We start from the raw sequence: 24374 nt of genomic DNA on the forward strand, positions 1-24374 counted from the left end.
GCCGGCTCAGTCGGCATGGTATTCCTTCTGAAGCGTCGCAATCATCGCACGATAATCGGCGAGGGCCGCCTCGGGATCCTTGAGGCCCTTGGAGCGCGCCATGTCGAGGACGGAGGCTTCCACCGGCTTCAGAGCCGCAGCGATGGCCGCGGTCAGTTCCGGGCTTGCGGTCTCCACGGTGCCCCCCGCATCGCGCATCCGCTGGAGGCCTTCGGCGACGGGCTTGCGATAGATCTCGCCCACACGCTTGGCCAATTTCTCTCCGGAGATGGCCGTGATGGCGGCGCGATCGGCTTCGCTGATGCTGTTCCACTTGTCTTTGTTCATGACGAAGACGAGGACGGAATTGTAGAGGCCACCGGGAACGATCGTTATGGCCTTCGCGGCGTCCGCGAGGTTCCAGGTGACGGCCTGCTCGGCCCCGGACAGGCTGCCATCGATGACACCGGTCGAGAGCAGCTCATAGAGCTCGGTGGCCGGCTTCTGAACCGGGATCGCGCCGAGGGCCGTGATGACGGGAACCGTGGTCGTCAGCGGGCTGCGCAGCTTCAAGCCTTTCAGATCGGATATCTGCTTAATCGGTGGGCGCTTGGTGAAGATCACGCCCGGAGAGGCCAGCGTCACCGTCACGACGTGGACATCCTTGAAGATGTCGAGCGGGGCCAAGTATTTCTCGTAGAACCGATAAAAGGCCACGGACGCAACCAGCGGGTCGTCGCTCAACAGGGGCATCTCACCGATATTGGTCAGATCGAAACGTCCCGGGGTATAGCCGGGGGTGACGAGGGCCATGTCGGCCAAGCCATCCCGCACGACGTCGTATTGCGACGGGGCGGTGCCGGCCATCTTGACCATGTGTTCGAATTTTACGCGGCCGTCGGTCACCCTCGCCACTTCTTCAGCCCAGGGCAGGATCGCGTCCTTGCTGATGGGGTGGGTCGCCGGCACATAGCTCGAATATTTGATGATGGTCTCGGCATGGGCGGCCCCCGGTGCCATCCAGGCACAGAGCGCAATCAGCGCCGTACGCGCAGCCTGTCGCAACAGCTTCATCGTGCATCCTCCCGCTTATTCTTATGATCCTGGACCCGCACGATGCGCGCCCCGGACCTGTTTGCCCGAAATAAGGCCTTCAACTCGACCATAAGTTAGGTTTACCTGTCAATAGATCTACTCCGGGTCGGAATAGGGCTTTCAAGTTCACTATCCGCGCCGTGAGCCGGTGAAGAAGAGAGGCAAGCATGGTGGCATCAAGCAGCAGAGCGGTGTTGATCACGGGTGCGGCGGCCGGAATCGGGGAGGCGACGGCGCGCCATTTCGCGGCGCGAGGCGCAAATGTGTTCCTCGTCGACATCGACGGGGACGGCGTCGAGCGACTGGCACGAGACCTCGGCTGCACCGCCCGGTGGTTGTGCGCTGACGTGGCGGACGAAGCGCAGTCGTTTCACATCGTCGAGTCGATGCAGCAGGCTTTCGGGCGGATCGATGCCGCCATTCTGAATGCTGGCATCGAGGGACGAATTGCTCGCCTCGGTGAGCTCTCCCTCGGCGATTATGAAAGGGTGATGGATGTCAATGTTCGCAGCGTGTTTCTCGGCCTGTCCCGGCTGATGCCGCTCATGCGCGCCCAAGGTGGCGGTTCGATCGTGATCCTGTCCTCTACGGGCGGCGTGCGGGGGAGCGTCGGACTTGCGCCCTATGTGGCGAGCAAGCATGCAGTGCTGGGACTGATGAAGACCGCAGCCCTGGAGGGGGCCGCCCACAAGATTCGGGTCAACAGCGTCAATCCGGCGCCCATCGAGACGCGGATGATGCAGGCGATCGAGGCGGGTGCGCAGCCCTCGGCACCGCAGCAGGCGCATGAACGGATCGCCTCGGCCATTCCGCTGAAACGGTATGGCAGGCCGGAGGAGGTCGCCGCGATGATCCATTTCCTGGCGAGCGAGGAGGCGTCCTTCTGTACGGGCGGCGTCTATATGGTGGATGGAGGAACCCTGGCCGGCCGCTGCTAGAGGGTCCCTCTTCAAGGCGACTTGACAAGCGCCGCGGCCGCCTCCTAGGCTCATAGAAATCCTATAAACAGAATAACCAGATTTTAAGGTATGGGCCGTGGGTCCGGAGGAGGAAACATGCCACAAGTCGGGATCAACTGCGTTCTGCAAAACGCCTTCGATGAAATCACGGACCGTGAGGCCTATGAACGGGATCTCCATCTCGTAAAGCTGGCCGAGCCATTGGGCTTCGAGAAAATCAGCGCCGTGGAGCATCATTTCAACAATTACTCCATGGGTCCCGACAATGTGGCGCTGCTGGCCTGGCTCGCCGGGCAGACCTCCACCATCGAGCTCATGACCGGCGCGGTGATCCTGCCGTGGAACAATCCCTTGCGGGTCGTGGAAAGAATGATCCTGCTCGACCATCTGAGCCAGGGGCGCGCCCATTTCGGGATCGGACGCGGTCTCGCCCGGCGCGAATACGAGGCCTTCGGCATCGACATGAACGAGAGCCGCGACCGCTTCAACGAGGCGGCGAAGATGGTCATCGAGGGGGTGGAGACCGGATTCGTCGAGGGGGACGGTCCCTATTACAAGCAGAAGCGCACGGAGGTCCGGCCGCGGCCCTATAAGAGCTTCAAGGATCGGATCACCTGCGTGGCCATGTCGCCGGACACGGTTCCCATCGCCGCCGAACTGGGGGCGCGGATGACCGTCTTCGCCCAGAAGCCCTGGGCCGAGATGGTCGGCCATTTCGAAACCTATCACCGGCTGTTCCGGGAGGCTCAGGGGCGCGATGCGCCCGCGCCGACCTGCACCGAATTCGTCTTCTGCGACAGCAGTGCGGATCGGGCCGAAGAGATGGCGATGAAGTATATCGGGAATTACTACGACATCCTGATCGACCACTATGAATTCGGCAGCAAGCACTTCTCGCAGACGAAGGGATATTCAGGTTATGCCACAGCCGCGGAGAAAGTCCTGACGACGGCGCATGAGCAGCTGCGGGAGGCCTATGTTCGCGCCAATAATTTCGGCACGCCCAACCAGATCCTGGAGAATTACGAGAAGCGACGCGCGCTGATCGGCGACTTTGATATCCAGATCAATGTGACTTACGGTGGACTATCGCTGCAGGATGCGGAGGGCAATCTTCGCCTCTATGCCGAAAAGGTGCTGCCGGAGCTCAAATCCTGGCAGCGTGAAGCCGCCTAGCGGCTCAATGCGGGTGACTGGGGACCAATGTGGGCTTAGCGACAAATCTGCCTAATCTGCCGAGTGGAGAACAATTCCAGCGATTGATGGATGAGCGACGGAGCTGCAGGGCCTTCAAGCCCGATCCGGTGCCGCGCGCGGTCATAGAGGAGATGCTCTCCAGCGCCCAGCTTGCCGCATCATGGTGCAATACGCAGCCATGGCAGATGATCATCCTCTCGGGTACGAAGGTCGAGGCCTTTCGCACGGGACTTTACGATCATGTCGTGTCCGGAGCCGAACCGGACCCGGATATCGAATGGCCCTCCTATCAAGGGGTCTATCTGGACCGACGACGCGAAGTCGGCTGGATGCTTTATGACGCCGTGGGCATCAAGAAGGGGGACCGGGCGGCCTCGCAGCATCAGGCGCTGAGAAACTTCCAGTTCTTCGATGCTCCCCATGTGGCGCTGGTGACGTCGGACCGGGCGCTGGGACCCTATGGGCTGGTGGATTGCGGAGGCTTCGTCCAGAGCTTCATGCTGGCTGTGACGGCGCAGGGCCTGGGTTGCATCGCCCAGGCCGCCATCGCCGGATATAGCGGATTCGTGCGGCGGTTCCTGGATATCGGAGAGGATCGGCTGATCCTCTGCGGCATCGCCTTCGGGCATGCGGATCGGGACCATCCGTCGAACAGTTTCAGAGCACCCCGGGCCACGGTGGACGCGGTCGCCGACTTTCGAGGGTGAGACCCAGTCTCACCGCCTGATCTCACCGTCCACGGCATGGGCCCTTATGGCGTCGCTCTTGCCGCGCAGGGAAATTTCGAGGACACGGGTAAAGGCCCGGCCTGGCGGAGGCCCGCCGGCCGCGGTCAGGCAGGCATCGGAGACCAGCATCTTGGCCCCCATTTCGCGGGTGGCCTGTTCCAGCCGGCTGGCCACGTTCACCACATCGCCCACCACCGTGAACTCGATGCGTCGGTCGGCCCCGATATTGCCGACGACCACGGCCCCATAATGGACACCGATGGCAACCTCAACGCCATCGACGCCGCGCCGTGTCCGCTTCGCGTTCCATTTGGCGATCTCGTCCTGGAGGGCGAAGGAGCAGGCGAGCGCACGGGCCGCTGAATCCGGTTGCTGCTCAAGGCCGCCAAAGGTGGCCATGACCCCGTCGCCCAGAAATTTGTCCAGGGTGCCGCCATGGGCAAAGACCACTTTGCAGCAGCGGGTCTGGAAGCTCCGCAACAGGTCGAAAATCTGCTCGGGGATCATCTTTTCCGACATGGAGGTGAAGCCGACGATATCGGCGAAGATCACCGCGACATTGCGCCTTGCGGGTTCGCCGAAGCCGAAGGCCGCCTTGGCAGACATGGCTTCGGCCACATCGGGGGAGACGTAGCGGGCAAGGTCGCTGCGGGTGACCTCCGCCTGCACCTGGGCCAAGAGAGTGGTGCGGCTTCGCCAGACGGCGAGCGCAATGATGAGAGTGAAGGACCCGGTGACGACGAGCTGTGTCCACCACTGGGTGAGGCTGACGAAGGTCGGATTGAAGATCAGCCGCAGGGCCGCTTCGTCGGATAGCTGCGTTCCGTCGAACACATCGACGAAGCGGGTGGTGCCCGGGAGCCAATAGATGATGAGGACGCCGATCGACCAGATCGTGGAGATCGCCATCCCCGTCCACACCACCATCAGGGGCGAATAGGTCAGTGCCGCTTCTGCCAGCAGCAGCAGAAGATAGAGATATTCCTGGCCTCGAAGTCGGGTCTGCACCGGCCAGTCAGCGGCCAGGCCGCCCAGCGGCGGCAACAGGATCGCGGCGGTGATCAAGGTGACATCAAGAGCAATGAAACCGATCTTGATCAGCTTGAAGCGGCGGTGATGACGCAGCCGATAGGGGATGTAGCTGAGGACAAAGAACATCGCGATGATGCCGAGATAATAGACATCACGCGGCCAGGCGACACTTACGAGCAGCCAGATGGCCAGAACCGCCAAGACTGCGGTCCTGACGCGGAATGCGACCACCATGCCCGCGAGTTCGGCTTGGCGAACGCTCTGCCGCAACCGTCCCGAAGGAGACCGGGGCCACCATGAAGGAGGAGCGAAGATAGAAAAGCGACGTGGGGGTAGGACGATAGGACGATTGCTCTCGGCTGCGACAGTCACACGCACAATCCTTGCTGCCGTGAGCCTCCAATGCTCAAGGGCGGCGGATGCCCTGTAAATCGAACTCTCCGTGATCGGAGGAGCCGGCATTGCCGAGACGGGAGGCCATTCTCGCCGTTATGCCGGAAGGATCTGGCTTTGTCATGGCAGGAGAAACGCAGCCGCCTGCGCGGCCGAGCCGCTCGGCGGGCTCAGAACACGACGGTCTTATGGCCGTTGATTACCACCCTGGATTCCAGATGGTGCTTCACAGCGCGCGCGAGGACCCGGCTTTCGATATCGCGGCCCGTGGCGACGAAGTCCTCCGCCGTCATGGCGTGGTTCACCCGCTCCGTCTCCTGCTCGATAATCGGCCCCTCGTCGAGATCCGGGGTGACGTAATGGGCGGTCGCGCCGATCAGCTTCACGCCGCGTTCGAAGGCCTGGTGATAGGGCTTGGCGCCCTTGAAGCTCGGGAGAAAGGAGTGGTGGATGTTGATGATGCGCCCTGCGAGGCGCTCGGAGAAGGAACTCGACAGGACCTGCATGTAGCGGGCGAGCACGATGAGCTCCGCCCCCGTGCTCTCGACCAAGGCGAAAAGTTCACGTTCCCGCTCCTGCTTGTTCTCCTTCGTCACGGGCCAGCAGTGATAGGGGATGCCCTCCATCTCGACGGCCCTGCGACTGTCCTCATGATTGGAGACCACAGCTGCAACCTCCGCCTTCAGCCAACCGACGCGGATCTGATAGAGGAGATGCAGGAGGGCATGGTCGAACTTGGAGACCATCACGATGATCCGCGGCGTGCGCGCCTGATCAACCAGGGTGGTCCTGATGGCATATTTGCGCGACGGCCCGACCAGGGCTTCGGCAATCTCTTCGCGGGTGAGATGGCTCGGCGCCGCAAATGCAATTCGCATGAAGAACTGATTGCTCTCGCGGTCCCAGAACTGGCCGCTCTCGGCGATGTTGGCTCCGATACGGGCAAGCTCCGTCGTCACTGCCGCCACGATGCCGGGCTGGTCCGTGCAGGACAGGCTCAGAACATAGAATCGATTGGCCATCATCACCCCGAACCCGATTGGAGGCTGCCTCGCGCACGCGCCATTTCGGGGGCCTGTAGCGGAGGAGCCCCGGCACTGTCAACAGAGGAACAAAAGTTTCACGTGAGGAAAAAGAAGAAGCACGGACCCTGCGGCCCGTGCTCCCCAATATCGTGACGATGCAGACCAGGCTTAGAAGCCCATACCGCCCATGCCGCCCATGCCGCCCATGCCAGGATTGCCACCTGAGGAGGACTCCTTGGACGGGATGTCGGCGATCATGGCCTCCATGGTGATCAGCAGGGCTGCTATGGACCCTGCATCCTGCAAGGCGGTGCGGACGACCTTCGCGGGATCGATGATCCCGGCTTCGACCATGTCCACATAGCGTTCCGTCTGGGCGTCGTAACCCTGGTTCGGGTGATTGCCCGCCAGCAGCTTGCCGACCACGATGGATCCCTCGACGCCGGAATTCTCGGCGATCTGGCGAATGGGAGCTTCCAGCGCCTTCAGAACGATGGAGATGCCAGCGGTCTCATCGGCGTTGCCGCCCTTGAGCGCGGCGAGAACCGATTTGGCGCGAAGAAGGGCCACGCCGCCCCCCGGAACGATGCCTTCCTCGACGGCCGCGCGGGTGGCGCTGACGGCATCATCGATGCGATCCTTGCGCTCCTTGACTTCCGTCTCGGTCGCACCGCCGACGCGAATAACGGCGACGCCGCCGGCGAGCTTTGCGAGCCGCTCCTGAAGCTTCTCGCGATCATAATCGGAGGTGGTCTCCTCGATCTGCACCTTGATCTGCTGGACACGCGCCGCAATGTCGGCCTTCTCACCAGCGCCATCGATGATGGTGGTGTTGTCCTTCTCGATGACCACGCGCTTGGCCCGACCCAGCATGTCGATCGTGACATTCTCGAGCTTGACCCCCAGATCGCCAGAGATCATCTGGCCACCGGTAACCGTCGCCAGGTCTTCGAGCATGGCCTTGCGGCGATCACCGAAGCCGGGCGCCTTCACGGCTGCGACCTTCAGGCCGCCGCGCAGCTTGTTCACGACCAGAGTCGCCAGGGCTTCACCCTCGACGTCCTCGGAGATGATGAGCAGGGGCTTGCCGCTCTGGACGACCGCCTCGAGAATCGGCAGCATCGCCTGGAGATTGCCGAGCTTCTTTTCGTGGATGAGGATGAGGGGCTCTTCGAGCTCGACGCGCATCTTCTCTGCATTGGTGACGAAATAGGGGGAGAGGTAACCGCGGTCGAACTGCATGCCCTCGACGACGTCGAGCTCGGTTTCGGCCGTCTTCGATTCCTCGACGGTGATCACGCCTTCCTTGCCGACCTTCTCCATGGCCTTGGCGATCATCTCGCCGATGAGGCTGTCGCCATTGGCGGCAATCGTCCCGACCTGGGCGATCTCGCCCGAGGACTTCACCTTCACGGCGCGGGCGCCGATCTCGGTGACCACCGTGGCGACGGCCATGTCAATGCCGCGCTTGAGATCCATCGGATTCATGCCGGCGGTGACCAGCTTGACGCCTTCGCGGAGGATGGAGGCTGCGAGCACCGTAGCCGTCGTGGTGCCGTCACCGGCCAGGTCATTGGTCTTCGAGGCCACTTCGCGCACCATCTGGGCGCCCATGTTCTCGAACTTGTCGGAGAGTTCGATCTCCTTGGCGACGGTGACGCCATCCTTGGAGATGCGGGGAGCCCCATAGGAGCGGTCGAGAATGACATTGCGGCCCTTGGGACCGAGCGTCACCTTCACGGCATTGTTCAGCAGCTCGACGCCGCGCAGCATCTTATCGCGCGCATCGGTGCCAAATTTAATTTCCTTGGCGGACATGGCTTTAATCCAATCGAATAATTGAAAGACATTCTGGAGGCGTCGGAGGTCAGGCGGCTTTTCTGGCCGCTTCGGTGGTCTCGACGACGCCCATGATATCGCTCTCCTTCATGATCAGCAGCTCTTCGCCGTCGACCTTGATTTCGGAGCCGCTCCATTTGCCGAAGAGGACGCTGTCGCCGATCTTCAGGTCGAGGGGGATGAGCTTGCCGTCTTCGTCACGAAGGCCCGGTCCCACTGCGACGACCTCGCCCTCCTGGGGCTTCTCCTTCGCGGTGTCGGGGATGATGATCCCACCCTTGGATTTGACATCGCCCGCGGCGCGCCGAATGACGACTCGGTCGTGAAGTGGTCGGAATTTCATATGAGTTTCTTTCTGCGGCCATCAGAGGCCAGCATCACCCTTATACATGCTTTGGCACTTGAATGATAGGAGTGCTAACGTCGAAAATAAAATCGGGGCGTTTCGCCCGGACAGGAAAAAATCGTTTAACAGTGGGCGAGGATGATTTTTGTCGAAGCGAGAATTTAATGACGTCATTCGAGAGAATATTTGAGGAATTACTTCTCCAGAGGCGTCTCTCAGGCGGCGTCGAGGCGGGTCAACTTCAATGACGAAGCAAACGGCGTATATCGTTCAGGCCTTCGTTGCCGGCCGCGGCAAATCCCTGAGGCAGGAGCCGCCGATCCTGTGTACGTCCGCAGATGACGCCTGCCGGCGCGCAGAGCGCCTCTCGAAGGTCAGGCTCGGGGTCGTCGCTTTCTCCACGTCGGCCGATGTCGAGATGGGCGATTATGACGACACTCCCATCATATTGTTCAAGGCCGGAGAGTTCCCCCCGGCCTTCGACGAATAAGACGTCTTGCGTTCAGTGCCAGCCGCGCGCCGTCGGCAAGTCGCCGGTGACATCAACATGGGCTGCATCGGCGGAGGCGAGCAGCTGCTTGGATGAGAATCTGAGGTTCAGCAGGCGACCATCCTCGGTCAGAAGCTGAATGTTCGGACGGCCGAAGACATCCTTGAGAATGGCCGCGGCCATGCACACCTCGCCTGAGCTTGTCACCCCGCGTGCGCCTTGGTTAAACCCTTCGAAGTCATAGGAGGCCTGGCCGATCTCGCCGCCATCGCACATGACGCGTCCGGTTCCTGAAATTCTCCCGAGATACTGCATGTCATCGCCTCCGAATTTGACCAGGGCATCGCTGCATCCTGCAAATAAATTATAACAACTCAATAAAAAGATGGAATTGTCGCTGAATAATAAATAGGTTTAATATTTGACAATTCAAGTTATTGTTGTGGCGTCGACTGACTCGGAATGCCCCGCCCGAGGGATGGTTATCATTGCCGGTCGGACGCCGCGGCTCGACTCCGCAATCCAAGGAAAAAAATTCATGAATTCCCGCAGCTCAAAGGCCAAGGCAGAGCGTCAATTTCATCCGGCGGCAAAGACCGACAAGAGTGCCGTGATGCGCATGGTCGAGGCGGATGCCCTCCTCGCCCAGCAAAAAACTGCCCGGCTGCGGGCCCAGCGCCTGGCGCATGAGTCGACGATCTTCGTGTCGCCGGCCAAGGTTCTGAAAGCGCCTCCCGCCGCAGGATGAGCCGGGTTCCTTCCGCCTCAGTCCAAGGGGCGCACCCGATCGCGAGGGGTGCCTCGGCCATGCGATCATAAAAGAAGCGTCGTCCCCGCCTGCCCGGTTCGTGCACCGTCATAGACGATGCGGGCGGCCACCAGATCCTCCATGGCGATCCCCATGGCCTTGTAGATCGTGATGTCACCCTGGGTGATGCGGCCGGGCTTGTGACCCAGCAGCACCTCTCCCAGTGCCGTAGCTGTGGCGGGATCGATCCCCGCCAGTTCGCCGCAGCCGACCGGTGGCGCGTTGAAGGCATCCGCGGTCTCCACGAAGAGACGGCCGCGCTTGAGGAGATCCGGTGGAAGCTCCCCCGATGGCGGGGCATAACCCACCGAAGAGACATGGGTGCCGGGACGAATCCAGCCGGCGTCAATGACCGGGGCGTAAGCATGGGTCGCCAGGCAGACCACGTCGGAGCTGCGTATGGCGGCCTCCACATCCTCAACGGCGCGCGCGCCGGAGTGACTCTCCGCCAACAGCTGGGCATCCGCAAAATGCAATGATGCGATGCGGATCTCGGCGAAGTCGCGGACCAAAGGCAGGAGCCGCAGGTGTTCCCGGCCCTGTACACCCGCGCCGATCAGCGTCACCACGCGCGCATCGGGGCGGGCCAGTTCGCGCACGGAGAGGACCGCCGAGGCCGCGGTGCGCATCCCGGTGATGTGAGTGCCATCCATGATGCACAGGGGCGTCCCCGTCTCGGGATCGAAGAGCGCAATCAAAGCGAGGTGGTTGGGAAGGCCCCGCGCCAGATTGCCCTCGAAGACGTTCACCACTTTCACGGCGATCGGCCAGCCCGGCGCCCAGGCCGGCATGGACAGGGAGAATCCTGCGTTCGGCAGCGTGACGCCGACGCGCTCGGGAGACTGGACGTCTCCACTCGCCAGCCGCCGAAAGCCCTCGGCGAGACCGTCGAGCAGGGAGGTGGGGTCAAGAAGGCGTGCGACGTCGCGCTCGCCGAGACACAAGACCGGCAGGTCCCCCTTGGTGATCGTCGCTGCACCAGGAGCGCTTAGAGTGTCGTGCATTTCCGTCTCCGTGAAGTTCTGCGGATCTGGCAGTAAAATCATGGTGACCTACCGGAGCAAATGAGGAATGCTGCTTCATCATAATCTTGGGTAATGATGAAGCCATGCGTCGACTTCCGTCACTGGGTGCCTTACGCGGCTTCGAGGCCCTCGCGCGCACGCTCAGCTTCACGCGGGCCGCCGCCGAACTCGGAGTGACACAAGCCGCCGTCAGCCGGCAGATCAGAGGGCTGGAGACCGAGCTCTCCGTTCGCCTCATCGACAGGCGACCGGGGGCCGTTCACCATCTTACGGATGCCGGAAGGCTGCTCTTCGAAGGCCTCGATAAGGGATTCGGAGCCATTGCCGAGGCGGTGGCGCAGGTGGCCGGCAGCGAAGATCGCCACATCCTGACTGTGGGAGTGCCGCCGTTCTTCTCCGCCGAGTGGCTGACCCCGCGGCTGCACGAATTTCTCTCCATGCATCCGGATATCGAGCTGCGGCTGCACCACTCCTATGCTCCGGCCGATCATCGTCGCGAGGGGATGGACCTTGATATCAGCTGGGCCGGTGCGGACGCTTTCGGCATTCGGCGCGAGAAGGTGCTGGACGGGTCACTGGTACCGGTTGCAAGCCCTGCGTTCGTCGAGACGTCGGGCGGTATTGCTGCGCCCAGGGACCTGCTTGAGCATCGGCTGTTTCACGAGTTCGAAGTCGACCATTGGGTTGCATGGTTCGCAGGGCAGGGGGTGAAAGCGCCTGAGAAAATCCCCAGCCTGAGACTGAACGACAGCCATGCCTTGCTGCGCACGGCACTGGACGGGCATGGCGTCGCGTTGTTTTTCGCGGAGCTCATTCAGCCCTATGTGCAATCGGGACAGCTCATGCGCCTCTTCCCGAACGCCGTGCATGTGGGATTGGATTTTCAGCTGGGCTTTCCGGACGGCCGAGACCTTACCGCTAAAGCAAAGGCCTTCCGCCGATTCGTCCACGCGGTGGCTGCTGGCTCCACCGAAGAGGAGTGATCAACCGGCTTCGCTGTAGCGATAGCGGGTCTCGATGTGATCCCATGACGGAGCTTGAGCCGAGACATGCTGGGGCGGGTTCAGCGCCAAGAAAGTCTTGAGTGCAGCGATCAGTCGGCTCATGGGTCATCCCCTCAGTTTACAAAGCGATAACCAACTTCGCAAAAACTGGTTCCCCAAAGATAAAGGCCGCGAGAAAAATTTTTCCGCCAGGCGGCTATTTACAAAGCGGGTCTCAATCGATGTCCGGGGAGCGGCGGGAAGGTGAAGGCCACGGCGACGGCCGCCAGCCCAACGACCGCGGACCCGAGGAAGAGCCAGGAATATCCGCCAAAGGCATCGAAGATCAGGCCACCCGCCAACGGGCCAAAGGCCATGCCGAGGCTCGACAGCATGGTGACCGCGCCGAAGACGGTGCCGAGAATGCGCTGGCCGAAATATTCGCGCGCCAGCACGGCGTAAAGCGGCATCACCCCGCCATAGGCCGATCCGAAGATGATCGCGAGGGCATAGAACTGCCCGATGCCGCTGACAAGGACATAGGCGGCAATCGCCAGGGCCTGCACGGCCAGACCGGCGATGAGCACCGGCTTGACGCCCAGGCGGTCGGCCAGCGTCCCGTAGAGGAGCCGGCCCCCCAGTCCGGCGAGGCCCTCGACGCTGTAGATGCTGACGGCCGCCATGGGACCTATGCCGCAGATCATGGCATAGCTGACCATATGAAAGATCGGTCCCGCATGCGCTGCACAGCAGGCAAAGAAGGTGAGACCCAGCACGAGAAATTGCGGCGAGCGGAACGCGTCGGACACCGACATGCCTGTTGTAGCGACGGACTCGTGAGGAGCCCTTTGGGCCGGTGCGAGGGCCGGGGGGCGGCGGACCATGAGGGCAGCCGGCACCAGCAGCGTCCAGGCGGCGATGCCGATGATCAGCATGGCGGTGCGCCAGTCAGAGGCTGAAATCAGCCAGCGGGCGAAGGGTGAGATGGTCATAGGCGCGACCCCCATGCCGGCGGAGACGAGAGAGACGGCAAGGGCGCGGTTGTCGTCGAACCAGGCGGTGGTGGCTGCGATCATGGGGGCAAAGAAGGCGCTGGCGGCGAGGCCGACAAGGACGCCATAGGTCAGCTGGAAGACGAGCAGGGATGGCGCACGGCTGGCGAGAACCAAGGCCAGTCCGAGCAGGAGGGCGCCAGCCAGGACGACGATGCGCGCACCAAAACGGTCGCTGGCCGCGCCCCAGGCGAAACCACCAAGGCCCATGACGATGAAGTTGAGGGTCATCGCAGTCGAAATGCCGGTGCGCGACCACTGGGTGTCAACCGACATGGGCTCGAGGAAAATCGCCAGCGAGAACATCGTGCCCATGGCGACGCAGGTCATCAACGCGCCAAGGGCGACGATCACCCAACGATAGGAATGGCTCATGCCTGCACCTCTCCGGGGGTTGCCCCCGTGCCGATGCTACAGCAGGGCTCAGATTGCCCGGCTGCACCACGTTCTCAGTCTCAAGAACGAATGCAGCCGGGGTCAATCCTACAGGTCAGATATTTTTTCCTATCAGGACGCGAGAGGATGCTGCGCAGATGCGGCGTTCAGCCGGCGGCGCGCATGGCGGAGGCGGCCTCCTCCTCAGGCTCGAATGCGGCTTCGATGGCATCTTCGACGCGCTCGAGCCAGATGAAGTCCAGGCGATTGCGAGCATCTTCGGGGATATCCTCGTAGTCGCGCCGGTTGCGGGCCGGAAGCATGACGCGGGTGAGGCCCGAGCGGGCGGCGGCCACGACCTTTTCCTTGATGCCACCCACAGGCAGCACCAAGCCGCGCAGGCTGATCTCGCCGGTCATGGCAGTGTCCTTGCGCACCGTGCGGCGGGTCAGCAGCGAAACGAGGGCGGTGAACATCGCCACGCCCGCACTCGGACCATCCTTGGGGGTGGCGCCGGCCGGCACGTGGATGTGAACGTCGCTCTTCTCGAAGATCGCGGGATCGATGCCGAAGTCGGCGGCACGGCTCTTGACGATGCTCATGGCCGCCTGGGCACTCTCCCGCATGACTTCGCCGAGCTGGCCGGTGAGGATCAGCCCGCCCTTGCCGGGCAAGCGGGTCGCCTCGATGAACAGGATGTCCCCGCCCACCGGCGTCCAGGCGAGGCCCGTTGCCACGCCGGGGACGCTGACGCGCAGGGCGACTTCGTCCTCGAAGATCGGGGGGCCCAGCAGATCCTTCAATGCCGCGAGGTTGATCTCGGCCCGGGAGGCCTTGCCCTCGGCGATGTCGACGGCGACGTGGCGGATGGCGCGGCCGATCTCGCGCTCGAGATTGCGCACGCCGGCCTCGCGCGTATAGGCGCGGATGATCGCCTGCAGCGCCGCATCGTCGATCTCGACCTGCTCCGGCGTGACGCCATTGGCCTCGAGCTGCCGCTTGACGAGATAGCGGCGGGCGATCTGCAGCTTCTCCTGGTCGGTGTAACCGGAGAGGGTGATGATCTCCATACGGTCGCGCAGGGGGCCGGGAATGGTATCGAGCATGTTGGCGGTCGCGATGAAAACGACACGGGAGAGGTCGAAGGGAACGCCGAGGTAATTGTCCCGGAACGTGCCGTTCTGCTCAGGGTCGAGCACCTCCAGCATGGCGGCGGAAGGATCGCCCTGGATGCCCCTGCCCATCTTGTCGATCTCGTCCAACATCATCACACAGTCGCGGGTGCCCGCCTTGCGGATCCCCTGAATGATGGTGCCAGGCAGCGCGCCGACATAGGTGCGCCGATGGCCGCGGATCTCCGCCTCGTCATGGAGGCCGCCCAAGGACACGCGGACGAATTTCCTGCCCATGGCGCGGGCGATGGACTGGCCGAGCGAGGTCTTGCCGACGCCGGGGGGACCGGCGAAGCAGAGGATCGGCGCCTTGCCGTTGGGGGCGAGCTTGCGCACGGCGAGATATTCGACGATGCGACGCTTGATCTTGTCGAGGCCGAAATGATCCTCGTCGAGGATGTTGCGGGCGCCGGCGATGTCGATGGGCGCCTCCTCCGGCAGCTTCCAGGGCAAGGCGATCAGCCAGTCGATATAGGTCCGGATCATGCCATATTCGGCACTGGCATCGGGCATGCGTCGCAAGCGGCCCAGCTCCTTGCGCGCCATCTGCTCGACATCGTCGGGCATGCCGGCCTCGGCGATCGCCTTTTCGAGATCGGCGATCTCCTGAGCATTGCCGCCCTCGCCCTCGCCGAGCTGGCGCTGGATGGCCGCCATCTGCTCGCGCAGCAGGACTTCCCGCTGGCGCTCGTCGATGGAGGCCTTGGTCTGGCGACCGATCTCCTGAGACAGCCGCAACACTTCAATGCGATGTGCCAAGAGCCGCGAGACCTTGTTCATGCGGGCGGTGACGTCGACGGTCTCGAGAAGCTCCTGCTTCTCTTCGGGAGAGATGTCGATATAGGCGGTGACGAGGTCGGCGAGTGCTGAGGGGGAGGACGCTCCGTTGACGGCGGCGAGCAGCTCCTGCGGCACCTGGGGCAGCAGCTCGAGGGCTTCCGTGGCCTGGCCCTTCAAATGGACGAAACGGGCTTCGATCTCGGAGGTGAGCTCGTCATTCTCCTCGATGCGCCGCACGCGGGCGGTGAAGAAGGGCTTCTCCTTGACGAAGTCCTCGACGTGGAACCGCTGCTCGCCCTGGCAGACCAGGTGGTGGGTGCCGTCGGGTGCCGTCACGAACCGCAGGATGTTGGCGATCACGCCCATGCGATAGAGATCGGTCGGGCCGGGCTCGTCCAGGGTCGCGTCGCGCTGCATGAGAATGCCGACGGGCCTGCCTTCACGGATCGCCTCCTGGGCCGCAGCAACGGAGGAGGGGCGCCCGATCGATACCGGCATCACCACCCCCGGAAACAGCACGAAGCTGCGGACCGGCAAGATGATCAAGGTGTCGGAGGCGGCGCCATTGCCGGACGTTCCGCCAGCATCTGCCGCACGGACGGGTGACAAGAACTGGACCATTGGGTTTCTCATATTTTTCTTCGCCTTCAGACTTTCCGCAGCACGACGGCCAAGCAGCCGTTGACAACTGCGGGGCGTGCAACCTCATAGCGGCCCGGCGGAAGCTGGACCTGCCGTTCAAAGCGGCCTTGCGGCAATTCCATGCGATGGATCGTTGCCGTGCGCAGTTCGCTGGGCAGCACGCGTTCACCCGAGATGGTCAGCGCACCATTGTGGATGGCAATGTTGATGCGGTCCGAATCCACGCCCGGCAGAGCCGCGAGAACGAGCACTTCGCGTTCGGTCTCGAGCACATCGACCGGGGGTTCCCAACAGGGCGCGCGATGATGCGCGCGGGACCCGGGGGTCGGCGCGGGCTGAAACATCTGCCGATGCATCCGCTCGGCACGGTCCAGCATGTTCAGGGCGTCGGACCACATCCAGATGCGGGGATCAGTGTCTTTCATCAGGCTCTCCGTCGGCACACCGTTGTGGCTCGCCGCCATGATATGGGTGGTTAGGGACCGGCTTGCCAGTGATGGCCAAGCCTGCGACCCGTAATGCAGGTTAGGATCGTCACGGAGATTGCCGCAAGCGGCGTGGGTGCCGATTCTTTTAGGATCACACGATGCCTTGCAGAGCCCCCTGAAGGTCCTCGATATCCTCACAGACAGAAATGCCGAGACGGCGCAAATCCGACGAGACATCCACCGGCACAGGCTGATCGTCGGCGTCCTGGTTCAGCTTGCCCCCCATGATGATCCTGGCGTCGACGCCGCGCGCCTTGAGCTCGGTCAGCAGCTGCCGAGCGTAGCTCAGGGCCATGCCGTTATGGGTCGAAATCGCCACAACCGTCGCATTCACCTTGGCGGCCATCTCCGCGAGCTCGTCCGGATCGAGGTCGACGCCCGCACTGATCGGCTGCAGTCCCATGGCCTGCAAGGTGGTCATGACGAGATGCATGCCAAATTCATGGATGTCGGTGGACCCGACAAGGACCTTCATTGGCCGCAGGATCACTGCGCCGGACGTGCGGATCCTGGTCTCGATCGTGTCGCGGCGCTCAAGATAGTCGCGGTGGGTGTCGGTGGGCAGAATCGGCTCGTAATGGAGGGGGCCGATCTCCGGGCGTGCGCCGGCGCCGAACATCCGCTCGATCCGCACCGCCCCCAGGCGTCTCACGGCGAGGAGGAGCTGCAGCACGTCGGTCACATCCACGCCCAGTCCTGACAAGCCGGCCAGGAGATTCGAGAAGAACTCGCGACCATGGTGGATGAGCCTGTCGCGCTGCGCCTCGATGGGCCCCCAATTGACCATCGGCATGAGGCGCGGCGCATCGTCGATGATCCGCCGGGTGATGTTGTGCACTTCGACGGTCTCGTCGAGAGTGGGGACGCGTAGCGCCTCCGTGACCGGAATAGGCAACACCGCGCTGCCGGTCCCCAGCCTCAGTTCCGTGAGGACCTGATACAGCATGTCGATGGACAGGGCGGCGTAGTTGCGCTCGACGTCCTTCGTGAAGTGGGTCGTGTCGCAATGGTAGAAGCCATGGAACCTGCCCTTGGGCTTCACCGCTTCCAGGGCGTGCGTGACAGCGGATTTCATCAGCGGGTCATGGGTGAGGCCGCCCCAGGAGACGGACAGATGTCCCCCGACCAGGTCTTCGACCAGGTAGCGCTCGAACAGCGCCCAGCCGATGTAGGAGCTGTAGTCGGAGAACTGGGCGCAGTAGCCATCGTCGAGATAGGACTGGACGACGGCCCCCTGATCAACCTTGGCCCCCATGATGCCGAGTGCCTTGACCATCTCGCCCATCTGGTCGAGATCGGTGCCGTCCCAGACCGGATAATTCCACGAGAACTGGCTCATGTTGCCGATGTAGTTGACGCCGGCTCGGAGCGCTCGCACGCAGTTGGGCACCGACATGGGGGAGCCGATCATCATGTCGGCGAGGCCGGGTTGGATCGGCACCGTCGAGGCCGTCTGCTCCCACTCCGCATCGGTCAGGAGCAGCGGTCCGGTCTCCTTCGAGGCTGCATCCCACAATTGGGGCGGGATGCCCATTCGGCGGTCCATCTGAAATGTGAAGCGGTCGATGCGGAAGCCGCGTTTCGCCGCCTGCTCGCAGATATGGAGGAGACCGGAGCGGGTGGCGGCCCATGTCGGACAGCCGAGATTCATGCAGGTCATGACGCGGCCCTCCGCCGTCATGCGGGCCTTGTATTCGGCTTCGTTGCGGACGCCGAATTCACGGCACAGGAGACTCGTTCCGACCTCGACACCCGCCGCGATGGCGCGGCCTTCCGCCAACAGCTCACCGCCGCTCGGCATGTCGGTGGCAAGAAGGTCCTCATCCAAACGACGCAACATTCCCAACCCTCCGCGCGAGCTCGCAAGGCCCCGGTTTCTCCCGGTTCGCCGCGTCCATCTTGGCGGCGAGGCTGGATCGTGTCGACAGATTCCGCAACGTCAGTCGTTGCGACAATGGCTGCGCTCGTTTTGAGCGTCTTCACCAAAGGATGCGGCAAATCCGGCCAAGACCTCAGGTGGTCGAGCTGTGGAGGGCAGCAATTCTCACGATAAAAATCGAACATCATGTTGCATGAAAAGGATATTTTTGGGTTATCTGTAAACTTATGCTTTATATATCGGCGTAAAGTGAAAAACAGTTGAGTTATAATTTAAAGATTTTGCCCGTTGACTTCGTGCAGCAAGAAACCTCAAATAACGGCTGACTCGTCGGCGAGGCCCACGAGATCCACCGGAGCACAAGACAGCATGTGTATTTCGACGATCGCGTTGCCTTAGAGTTCCTGGAAGAATGAGTTCCGTAACCCTGCTCAATGTAAGGCCTTGCACAGTGGCTCCGACTCCGAAGAGCCGCCTCATCCGATCAAAGTTCGCATTATTCCGGAAACCCTAGCGGGGTTCGCGGGTCAGTATTCGCAAACGTTCCCAGCAGCGTCGCGCCGCCGTTCAGATCCTCACCGTCTCACGCTCCGGGTGTCTTCACCTCGGAGTGCGGTAGCCATCCTGGCGTGCATCGTCGAGAGGCGAGCCTCTCCCGGGACAGGTGCCCGTCGCTGAGCGGCCGAATCCCGAGCGACAGGCTCAGGTCGCCGGTCGGCAGTCTGTGCGGCGAGGAAATTACCAGTGCGCCACAAACACATACAGAGCCGTGAAAATCCTCATCCCAAATTATCCGTCCCCGGACAGTTTCGCGGATAATGCGGTCTATACACTGCGGAAAATGGGTCATGAGGTGGACACTCTGCCCTTTGCCCCTCCGCGAAACGTCCTGGCCCGCGGCATCGCCGAGCTCCGATCGAAAGCCTTTCCCCATTACTGGTCCGCCGCCGAACGCTGGGCCGTGGGACGGGCCCGCCAGACGCGCTGCGACCTGGTCCTGTGTCTCACCCAGAGCCTGCGCGAGGATGTGCTGGCCGAGCTCAAGCGGCATAAGGTGAGAAGACTGGCCGCCTGGTGGGGAGATCCGCCCGCCAATATGCGCGGCATGGGGCTGCTCTCGGACGCCTGGGACGCGATCTTCCTCAAGGATGCTCTGGCCGTACGCAAATTCCGTACGGTCGGACTGCATGCCGAGCTCCTGCACGAGGCCTTCAATCCCGACTGGCACCAGCGGAGGTTTGGTGCGATCGGCGGCGAGATCGTCGTGGCCGGAAATTATTATGGCTACCGACAATTCATCGTTCGGCGGCTGATCGAGGCCGGATTGCCGGTGGCGCTGTACGGCTTTCCCCCTCCACGATGGGCGGATCCAACGATCAAGGCGGCGCATCGTGGCAGCTTTATCGTCAGGATGGAGAAGAGTGCGATCTTCGGCAGCGGAATCGCCTGCCTGAACTCGACCACCCTGGCCGAAGGCGACAGCCTGAATTGCCGTGCCTTCGAGATCGCCGGCGCCTGCGGCCTGCACCTGATCGAGGATCGCCCCGCGGTCGCCGGCTGCTTCGAGCCCGGCACCGAAGTGCTGGTCTATCGGTCCATCGACGATATTACCGAATTCGTCGCGAAAGCCCAGCGGGATCCGGCTTGGGCCCTGTCCATCCGGGAGGCCGGGTCTCGGCGAGCCCATGCGGAACACAGCTACCGGCAGCGGCTCGAGCTGATTTTGCGCCGCGTCAAACTCATGACCTGACCCTCAGAGCCACCAGCGGAGTCCTCTTGTCCATCAGCTATCCCGTCTCGCGGCCGTCCATCACGGCCCTTGAGATCCAATATGTGACCGACGCGGTGCGCTCCGGCTGGATCTCCTCGCTGGGGTCCTATATCAGCCGCTTCGAGGCTGATTTCGCGGCGCTGTGCGGCACGAAACATGCCGTTTCGGTGTGCAACGGGACGGCGGCGCTGCATCTGGCGCTCTTGGCGATGGGCATCGAGCGGGGAGACGAGGTCATCGTACCGGACCTTTCCTTCATCGCAACGGCCAATGCCGTTCTGATGGCGGGCGCGACGCCGGTGTTCTGCGACGTGGACCCCTTCACATTATGCCTCGATCCGAGGCTTCTGGAGGGGCTGCTGACCGGGCGGACGAAAGCCATCATGCCAGTGCATCTCTATGGCCATCCCGCGGACATGCGGGCCATCGTGGATGTGGCGAACAGGCACGGACTGCTGGTCATCGAAGATGCTGCCGAAGCGCATGGTGCGACCATCGAGGGGCAGCCGGTGGGATCGTTCGGGGCGTGCGGGACCTTCAGCTTCTATGGCAACAAGAACCTCACCACCGGCGAAGGCGGGATGGTGGTCACCGACGATGGTCTCCTGGCGCAGCGCTGCCGTTTGCTGAGGGATCACGCCATGAGCGGGCAGAGGCGTTATTGGCACCAGGAGCTCGGCTATAATTACCGCATGACCAATCTCCAGGCGGCCGTCGGCTGCGCTCAGCTCGATCGCGCCGAGGCCTTGCTGGGAGGCAGGCGCGCTCTCTTCAAGCTCTATCAGGACCGGCTCGCCTCGCATCCCGGCCTGCGCCTCAACCGGACGGCCAACTGGGCCGGCAACAGCTTCTGGATGGTCTGCGTCGAAATCGACGGGCTGGACGAGGCCCGCCGCGATGCCTTCATGGGGTTGCTGAAGCAGCGGGGCGTGGACACACGGCCCTATTTCCATCCCATGTCGGACATGCCCTATCTGAGAGCAGCCGATACGCCACAAGCCCACAGGCTGTCCCCGATCGGGCTCAACTTGCCGACCTATGTAGGCCTGGAGGACCGGGATGTGGATGCCATCGTCGGCACCCTGGTCCAGACAGCGCGCGAACTGTCTCTGATTGCTTAAGCGGCTGCTCCTGCATCTGTGGGAGGACGTGATCCGCGGAGTGAGCGGACCCGTGGGCATCCGTCTGCGACGCGGCTACTACCGGCGGCGATTGAAGCGTTGCGGCGACGCTGTCACCATCGCGCCGGGCGTCTGCTTCACGGCGCCGGAATGCATCTCGCTGGGGGACAATGTCTGGATCGACCAAAATTGCATTCTGATCGCCGGTGCCCCTCTCTCTGGAACGCCTGGGCATTGTTCTCACGACGACGGCGAGGCTGGGATCGGCGAAATCGTGATCGGCCACCATTCTCATGTGGGGATCGGGACGATCATCCAGGGCCATGGGGGGGTGAGGGCAGGGGATGCCTTCACCACATCCGCGGGGGTGAAGATCTATTCCTTCTCAAATGATTTCCGGCGGTGCCGGGATGGAACCATGCGCTGGGGCGAAAGCGACCCACACACCATTCTGAGCCCGGTGCGGTTCGGGAGGAATGTCTGGTTGGGGTTGAACTCGATCGTAATCGGCCACTCCATCGGGTCCGACAGCTTCGTGAAGCCAAATGCGGTCGTGTGTTCGTCATTCCCGGAGAACTCGCTGATCGAGGGGGCTCCGGCACTCCGCAAGGGCGCACGATTCGAGGATTCCGCGGTGGCATCCCGGTGACGTCCATCCTACCGGAGATCTGGGCGGTCGGCGTGACATGGATCGTCCTGGTGCTGCTCGTCGCGCGGATGACGCAGCGGTCGCCGCTGGGCAGCGTGGGCTTGCCGATCGCCTTCCTGTTGTCGATGTCGTTCCTCTATTGCGGCTTTGCCTCCTATGGCGTGCCCGGCTATTCCCATATGCGGCCGGACGGGCGGCTGTACCTTCAGAGCTACGGGTTCACGGAGGAGACCGTTCTCGTCGGGGCGAAGGCTTCGCTGCTCGGCGTCTTCGGCTTTGCGCTCGGGTGCTGGGTTTCCGAACGCCGGGCCCTGCGGCACGCACGGCAGCCGGTGCGAAGGGCGAGCTTCAGCCCCTCAGCCAATCGAGAGCTGATGATGGTGCTGGGGGCATTCGGCCTTGCAGGCTTCCTGGCGGCGGGGACCAGCCTGCCGATCCCGATGCTGCAGGCGGTTCTCCAAGTCGGACGGAACGTGGCCGTCGTGGCGATCTGCCTGGGTGCCGTGATCGCCGCCCTGTCCGGGCGGAGCACCGGGCGATGGATGGCCTTGGCCTGCGTCATTCCCATGACCTATCTCGTTGCGTTCGGATTTACGTCCTACGGCTTCATCGTCCTGACCATCTTTCTCGGCTTCTGGCTGTGCAACTTCGTACCGCGGCGCTGGGGAGAGTTGCGGCTGACCGCGGGGGCCGCGATCGGCGGCTATGGACTGCTCTCCCTGTTCGTGACTTGGATGTCCTTCCGGGACCAGCTCAGGGCCGTGCTGTGGAGTGACGCGGGCCTGTTCGCGCGGTTGGGGGCAGTCGCCGACGCGGTTGCCAGGTCCGAATTCCTGTCGCCCTGGAACTTCGCCAGCCTCGACCAGATCAATGGGCGGCTCAACCAGTATATCTTCGTCGGCAAGATGATCGAGTGGCATGCCCAGGTGCCGGGCCTCAGGCTCTATGGCGAGACCCTCTATCTGGCGCTCCTGGCCTGGATGCCGCGCTTCCTCTGGCCCGGAAAACCCGAAATGGGCGGCAGCCAGTTCGTTGCCGAGCATACCGGCATGCGGTTCTCGGAGCGTGCGACCTTCGGTGCGGGGCCAGTGTTCGAGTTCTACGTGAATTTCGGCCACGCGGGAGTGCTTCTCGGGTTCTTCGCCCTCGGCCTGTTCATCCATTTCGTGGACAAGAAGGCGGCGCTGGGATTGCGGGAGTGGCGGCCTATGAGCTTTGCCGGCTGGTTCGCAGCCGGCATGGCCTTCATCGCACCGCTCACCGACTTCTTCTTCATGGTGAATACGGCGGTGATCTCCGCGGCCCTGATCTGGGCGATCAGCCAGTTTCTGCAGAGCGGACATGCTCCTCGCCGCCGGGATGCCGCACGCGGGAAGATGACCGGGGCCCGTCACCGGTGAGCGTGCGCCCGAGGCTGTCCGACACGGCGGCCATCCTGATCTCGCCGGGCGCGGTCGACGCCTATCCGCCGGTGCAGTGTCAGGCGCGGCTTCTCAGCGAGGCCGGCTATGCGGTCGAGGTGGTGACGACCTTTCGCAAAGGTGCGCAGGCCATGGCCTTCGCTGCTCCTGGCGTGAAGGTCACGATCGTGCACCCGCCCTGGTGCCGCGGCCTCAGCCGGATGCACCGAACGACCAGCTTCCTCGCCAAGATCACTGCCGCGAGACTGGCAGCACGCGGCAAGCGGCTGGTGGAAATCGCGTTCGATCCGCTGGGGATGCTCTATAGCGACATGGCGCCCTTTCGGCCCAGCCTCCGCGGCGCACATTTTCATGAAAGCCTGCAGCATATCGAAACAAGCCGCGTGGAGCAGCGGCTGCGCCTGTCGCTCGGGCGCTACCAGTTCTGCATGGCCCCCGATGAGGATCGAGCCCAGCATATCAGGACAGTGCTCAGTCTGAAGGACAGGTTCCTGGTGGTGCCCAACTACCCTTTGCGTGACGGTGCCGGAGAGACATTGCAGGTGGGGAAGACACCCGGTTTCGAAGTCGTCTATTGCGGCACCATCGGAGAGACCCAGAAGATCGACATGATCGCCGCTTCCGTGGAGCAATGGCCGGGCGATGCTCAGTTCACCATCATCGGCGACGACGCCTCGCCCCTGGCGACACGGTTGAAGTCGGGCCTGTCGTCAAGGGTCAACATCGAAGGATGGATGCCCTACGACCTGCTGCGCAACAGGTTGGCGTCGGCTCGCCTCGGCATCAGCCTCCTGGAGGGGGCATCCTTCCAGTGGCGATCCGCGTTGGGCGCGAGCAACAAGCGCTACCAGTATATGCAGGCGGGGCTGGCTCAGATCGGAGACGGCAATCCAGGGGTGCCAGGCCTCATCGAGGGCAACGGGATCGGGATTTGCCTGAAGACTGTCTCTCCTGGCGACATTGCGGCGGCGGTTGCACTCTACTGCAACACTCCAGAGCGATGCGTGATGGAGGGGCGGCGGGCGCGCCGGCTCTATTGGCAGAGATACAATTATGATCGTTGCTTTGCCCCGGTGATCGAGATGATCGAGCACAGGTTGCAGCACCAGGCGCTGGCGTCCTAGA

At 62.8% G+C, this 24374-nt stretch carries 23 protein-coding genes; 11 read left to right on the plus strand and 12 right to left on the minus strand.

Annotation, left to right across the window (positions count from 1 at the left end; all coding sequences use genetic code 11):
- Positions 1-6: 6 nt before the first annotated feature.
- Positions 7-1053 carry a TRAP transporter substrate-binding protein gene (locus FKM97_RS04585; RefSeq protein WP_143957993.1) on the minus strand — a complete coding sequence of 349 codons (1047 nt, stop codon included), beginning with the start codon at positions 1051-1053 and terminating at the stop codon, positions 7-9.
- A 188-nt stretch (positions 1054-1241) separates the two neighbouring features.
- On the opposite strand from FKM97_RS04585, the gene FKM97_RS04590 reads away from it, so the two are divergent.
- The 3 genes from FKM97_RS04590 (at position 1242) to FKM97_RS04600 (ending at position 3937) form a co-directional block, all read left to right on the plus strand.
- On the plus strand, positions 1242-2012 hold the full coding sequence (locus FKM97_RS04590; protein ID WP_143957994.1) for an SDR family NAD(P)-dependent oxidoreductase: 771 nt from the start codon (positions 1242-1244) through the stop codon (positions 2010-2012).
- Between the two features lie 117 nt (positions 2013-2129).
- A complete protein-coding gene (locus tag FKM97_RS04595) occupies positions 2130-3209 on the plus strand; it encodes an LLM class flavin-dependent oxidoreductase (RefSeq protein ID WP_170240749.1) in 1080 nt (359 codons plus the stop codon).
- Positions 3210-3295: 86 nt separating this feature from the next.
- A complete protein-coding gene (locus FKM97_RS04600; RefSeq protein WP_143957996.1) occupies positions 3296-3937 on the plus strand; it encodes a nitroreductase in 642 nt (213 codons plus the stop codon).
- Between the two features lie 9 nt (positions 3938-3946).
- Here FKM97_RS04600 and FKM97_RS04605 read toward each other — a convergent pair whose 3' ends face one another.
- From FKM97_RS04605 to FKM97_RS04620, 4 genes are all read right to left on the minus strand, one after another.
- Complete coding sequence (locus FKM97_RS04605; RefSeq protein WP_246104937.1) at positions 3947-5224, minus strand: adenylate/guanylate cyclase domain-containing protein; 1278 nt, start codon at positions 5222-5224, stop codon at positions 3947-3949.
- A 329-nt stretch (positions 5225-5553) separates the two neighbouring features.
- Positions 5554-6405: a formyltetrahydrofolate deformylase gene (gene purU, locus FKM97_RS04610; RefSeq protein WP_144291630.1), complete on the minus strand. Its 852-nt coding sequence runs from the start codon at positions 6403-6405 to the stop codon at positions 5554-5556.
- 171 nt (positions 6406-6576) lie between these two features.
- Positions 6577-8226: a chaperonin GroEL gene (groL, locus tag FKM97_RS04615; protein ID WP_143957998.1), complete on the minus strand. Its 1650-nt coding sequence runs from the start codon at positions 8224-8226 to the stop codon at positions 6577-6579.
- Between the two features lie 49 nt (positions 8227-8275).
- Entirely contained in the window at positions 8276-8590 is a 315-nt protein-coding gene (locus FKM97_RS04620) for a co-chaperone GroES (protein ID WP_143957999.1), read from the minus strand.
- Positions 8591-8837: 247 nt separating this feature from the next.
- Between FKM97_RS04620 and FKM97_RS04625 the strand changes: the two genes are divergently transcribed.
- Positions 8838-9083: a hypothetical protein gene (locus FKM97_RS04625; RefSeq protein ID WP_143958000.1), complete on the plus strand. Its 246-nt coding sequence runs from the start codon at positions 8838-8840 to the stop codon at positions 9081-9083.
- A gap of 12 nt (positions 9084-9095) precedes the next feature.
- Here FKM97_RS04625 and FKM97_RS04630 read toward each other — a convergent pair whose 3' ends face one another.
- On the minus strand, positions 9096-9398 hold the full coding sequence (locus FKM97_RS04630) for a hypothetical protein (RefSeq protein WP_143958001.1): 303 nt from the start codon (positions 9396-9398) through the stop codon (positions 9096-9098).
- Positions 9399-9621: 223 nt separating this feature from the next.
- On the opposite strand from FKM97_RS04630, the gene FKM97_RS04635 reads away from it, so the two are divergent.
- Positions 9622-9831: a hypothetical protein gene (locus tag FKM97_RS04635; protein WP_143958002.1), complete on the plus strand. Its 210-nt coding sequence runs from the start codon at positions 9622-9624 to the stop codon at positions 9829-9831.
- A gap of 65 nt (positions 9832-9896) precedes the next feature.
- Here FKM97_RS04635 and FKM97_RS04640 read toward each other — a convergent pair whose 3' ends face one another.
- On the minus strand, positions 9897-10895 hold the full coding sequence (locus FKM97_RS04640; RefSeq protein ID WP_143958003.1) for an ornithine cyclodeaminase family protein: 999 nt from the start codon (positions 10893-10895) through the stop codon (positions 9897-9899).
- A gap of 104 nt (positions 10896-10999) precedes the next feature.
- Here FKM97_RS04640 and FKM97_RS04645 point away from each other — a divergent pair, with 104 nt between their 5' ends.
- Positions 11000-11899: a LysR substrate-binding domain-containing protein gene (locus tag FKM97_RS04645; protein ID WP_143958004.1), complete on the plus strand. Its 900-nt coding sequence runs from the start codon at positions 11000-11002 to the stop codon at positions 11897-11899.
- Here the strand turns inward: FKM97_RS04645 and FKM97_RS26875 are convergent, their stop codons facing one another.
- From FKM97_RS26875 to FKM97_RS04665, 5 genes are all read right to left on the minus strand, one after another.
- Complete coding sequence (locus FKM97_RS26875) at positions 11900-12022, minus strand: hypothetical protein (RefSeq protein WP_281290073.1); 123 nt, start codon at positions 12020-12022, stop codon at positions 11900-11902. It lies immediately after the preceding gene.
- A 98-nt stretch (positions 12023-12120) separates the two neighbouring features.
- Positions 12121-13326, minus strand: a complete 1206-nt coding sequence (locus FKM97_RS04650; RefSeq protein ID WP_143958005.1) for an MFS transporter — start codon at positions 13324-13326, stop codon at positions 12121-12123.
- A gap of 167 nt (positions 13327-13493) precedes the next feature.
- A complete protein-coding gene (gene lon / locus FKM97_RS04655; protein WP_246104938.1) occupies positions 13494-15899 on the minus strand; it encodes an endopeptidase La in 2406 nt (801 codons plus the stop codon).
- 26 nt (positions 15900-15925) lie between these two features.
- Positions 15926-16345 carry an Hsp20/alpha crystallin family protein gene (locus FKM97_RS04660; RefSeq protein WP_143958007.1) on the minus strand — a complete coding sequence of 140 codons (420 nt, stop codon included), beginning with the start codon at positions 16343-16345 and terminating at the stop codon, positions 15926-15928.
- 154 nt (positions 16346-16499) lie between these two features.
- The gene (locus FKM97_RS04665; protein WP_143958008.1) at positions 16500-18248 is read right to left on the minus strand and encodes a cobalamin-dependent protein; all 1749 of its coding nucleotides are present in this window, start codon (positions 18246-18248) and stop codon (positions 16500-16502) included.
- Between the two features lie 808 nt (positions 18249-19056).
- On the opposite strand from FKM97_RS04665, the gene FKM97_RS04670 reads away from it, so the two are divergent.
- From FKM97_RS04670 to FKM97_RS04690, 5 genes are read left to right on the plus strand one after another with little or no spacing between them, the layout of a single operon-like run.
- Positions 19057-20037 (plus strand): CgeB family protein, encoded by a 981-nt coding sequence (locus FKM97_RS04670; RefSeq protein WP_143958009.1) that lies wholly within the window; start codon positions 19057-19059, stop codon positions 20035-20037.
- Positions 20038-20063: 26 nt separating this feature from the next.
- Entirely contained in the window at positions 20064-21179 is a 1116-nt protein-coding gene (locus FKM97_RS04675) for a DegT/DnrJ/EryC1/StrS family aminotransferase (protein ID WP_143958010.1), read from the plus strand.
- On the plus strand, positions 21172-21828 hold the full coding sequence (locus FKM97_RS04680; protein ID WP_143958011.1) for an acyltransferase: 657 nt from the start codon (positions 21172-21174) through the stop codon (positions 21826-21828). The genes FKM97_RS04675 and FKM97_RS04680 overlap by 8 nt, the downstream gene beginning before the upstream one ends.
- Positions 21825-23228, plus strand: coding sequence for a hypothetical protein (locus tag FKM97_RS04685; RefSeq protein ID WP_143958012.1), 1404 nt, complete (start codon positions 21825-21827; stop codon positions 23226-23228). Before FKM97_RS04680 ends, FKM97_RS04685 begins: the two co-directional genes overlap by 4 nt.
- Positions 23225-24373 carry a glycosyltransferase family protein gene (locus tag FKM97_RS04690; RefSeq protein WP_143958013.1) on the plus strand — a complete coding sequence of 383 codons (1149 nt, stop codon included), beginning with the start codon at positions 23225-23227 and terminating at the stop codon, positions 24371-24373. The genes FKM97_RS04685 and FKM97_RS04690 overlap by 4 nt, the downstream gene beginning before the upstream one ends.
- Position 24374: the final 1 nt, after the last annotated feature.

Origin of the sequence: Rhodoligotrophos appendicifer (assembly GCF_007474605.1) — a bacterium.
Classification (GTDB): domain Bacteria; phylum Pseudomonadota; class Alphaproteobacteria; order Rhizobiales; family Im1; genus Rhodoligotrophos; species Rhodoligotrophos appendicifer.

Coding starts and splice junctions, on each gene's coding strand:
- lon (WP_246104938.1), bottom strand. CDS start 15,899: ATGGTCCAGTTCTTGTCACCCGTCCGTGCGGCAGATGCTGGCGGAACG.
- FKM97_RS04645 (WP_143958004.1), top strand. CDS start 11,000: ATGCGTCGACTTCCGTCACTGGGTGCCTTACGCGGCTTCGAGGCCCTC.
- FKM97_RS04630 (WP_143958001.1), bottom strand. CDS start 9,398: ATGCAGTATCTCGGGAGAATTTCAGGAACCGGACGCGTCATGTGCGAT.
- FKM97_RS04590 (WP_143957994.1), top strand. CDS start 1,242: ATGGTGGCATCAAGCAGCAGAGCGGTGTTGATCACGGGTGCGGCGGCC.
- FKM97_RS04640 (WP_143958003.1), bottom strand. CDS start 10,895: ATGCACGACACTCTAAGCGCTCCTGGTGCAGCGACGATCACCAAGGGG.
- FKM97_RS04605 (WP_246104937.1), bottom strand. CDS start 5,224: ATGGTGGTCGCATTCCGCGTCAGGACCGCAGTCTTGGCGGTTCTGGCC.
- FKM97_RS26875 (WP_281290073.1), bottom strand. CDS start 12,022: ATGAGCCGACTGATCGCTGCACTCAAGACTTTCTTGGCGCTGAACCCG.
- FKM97_RS04625 (WP_143958000.1), top strand. CDS start 8,838: ATGACGAAGCAAACGGCGTATATCGTTCAGGCCTTCGTTGCCGGCCGC.
- FKM97_RS04620 (WP_143957999.1), bottom strand. CDS start 8,590: ATGAAATTCCGACCACTTCACGACCGAGTCGTCATTCGGCGCGCCGCG.
- FKM97_RS04595 (WP_170240749.1), top strand. CDS start 2,130: ATGCCACAAGTCGGGATCAACTGCGTTCTGCAAAACGCCTTCGATGAA.
- purU (WP_144291630.1), bottom strand. CDS start 6,405: ATGGCCAATCGATTCTATGTTCTGAGCCTGTCCTGCACGGACCAGCCC.
- FKM97_RS04665 (WP_143958008.1), bottom strand. CDS start 18,248: ATGTTGCGTCGTTTGGATGAGGACCTTCTTGCCACCGACATGCCGAGC.
- FKM97_RS04600 (WP_143957996.1), top strand. CDS start 3,296: ATGGATGAGCGACGGAGCTGCAGGGCCTTCAAGCCCGATCCGGTGCCG.
- groL (WP_143957998.1), bottom strand. CDS start 8,226: ATGTCCGCCAAGGAAATTAAATTTGGCACCGATGCGCGCGATAAGATG.
- FKM97_RS04585 (WP_143957993.1), bottom strand. CDS start 1,053: ATGAAGCTGTTGCGACAGGCTGCGCGTACGGCGCTGATTGCGCTCTGT.
- FKM97_RS04650 (WP_143958005.1), bottom strand. CDS start 13,326: ATGAGCCATTCCTATCGTTGGGTGATCGTCGCCCTTGGCGCGTTGATG.
- FKM97_RS04660 (WP_143958007.1), bottom strand. CDS start 16,345: ATGAAAGACACTGATCCCCGCATCTGGATGTGGTCCGACGCCCTGAAC.
- FKM97_RS04635 (WP_143958002.1), top strand. CDS start 9,622: ATGAATTCCCGCAGCTCAAAGGCCAAGGCAGAGCGTCAATTTCATCCG.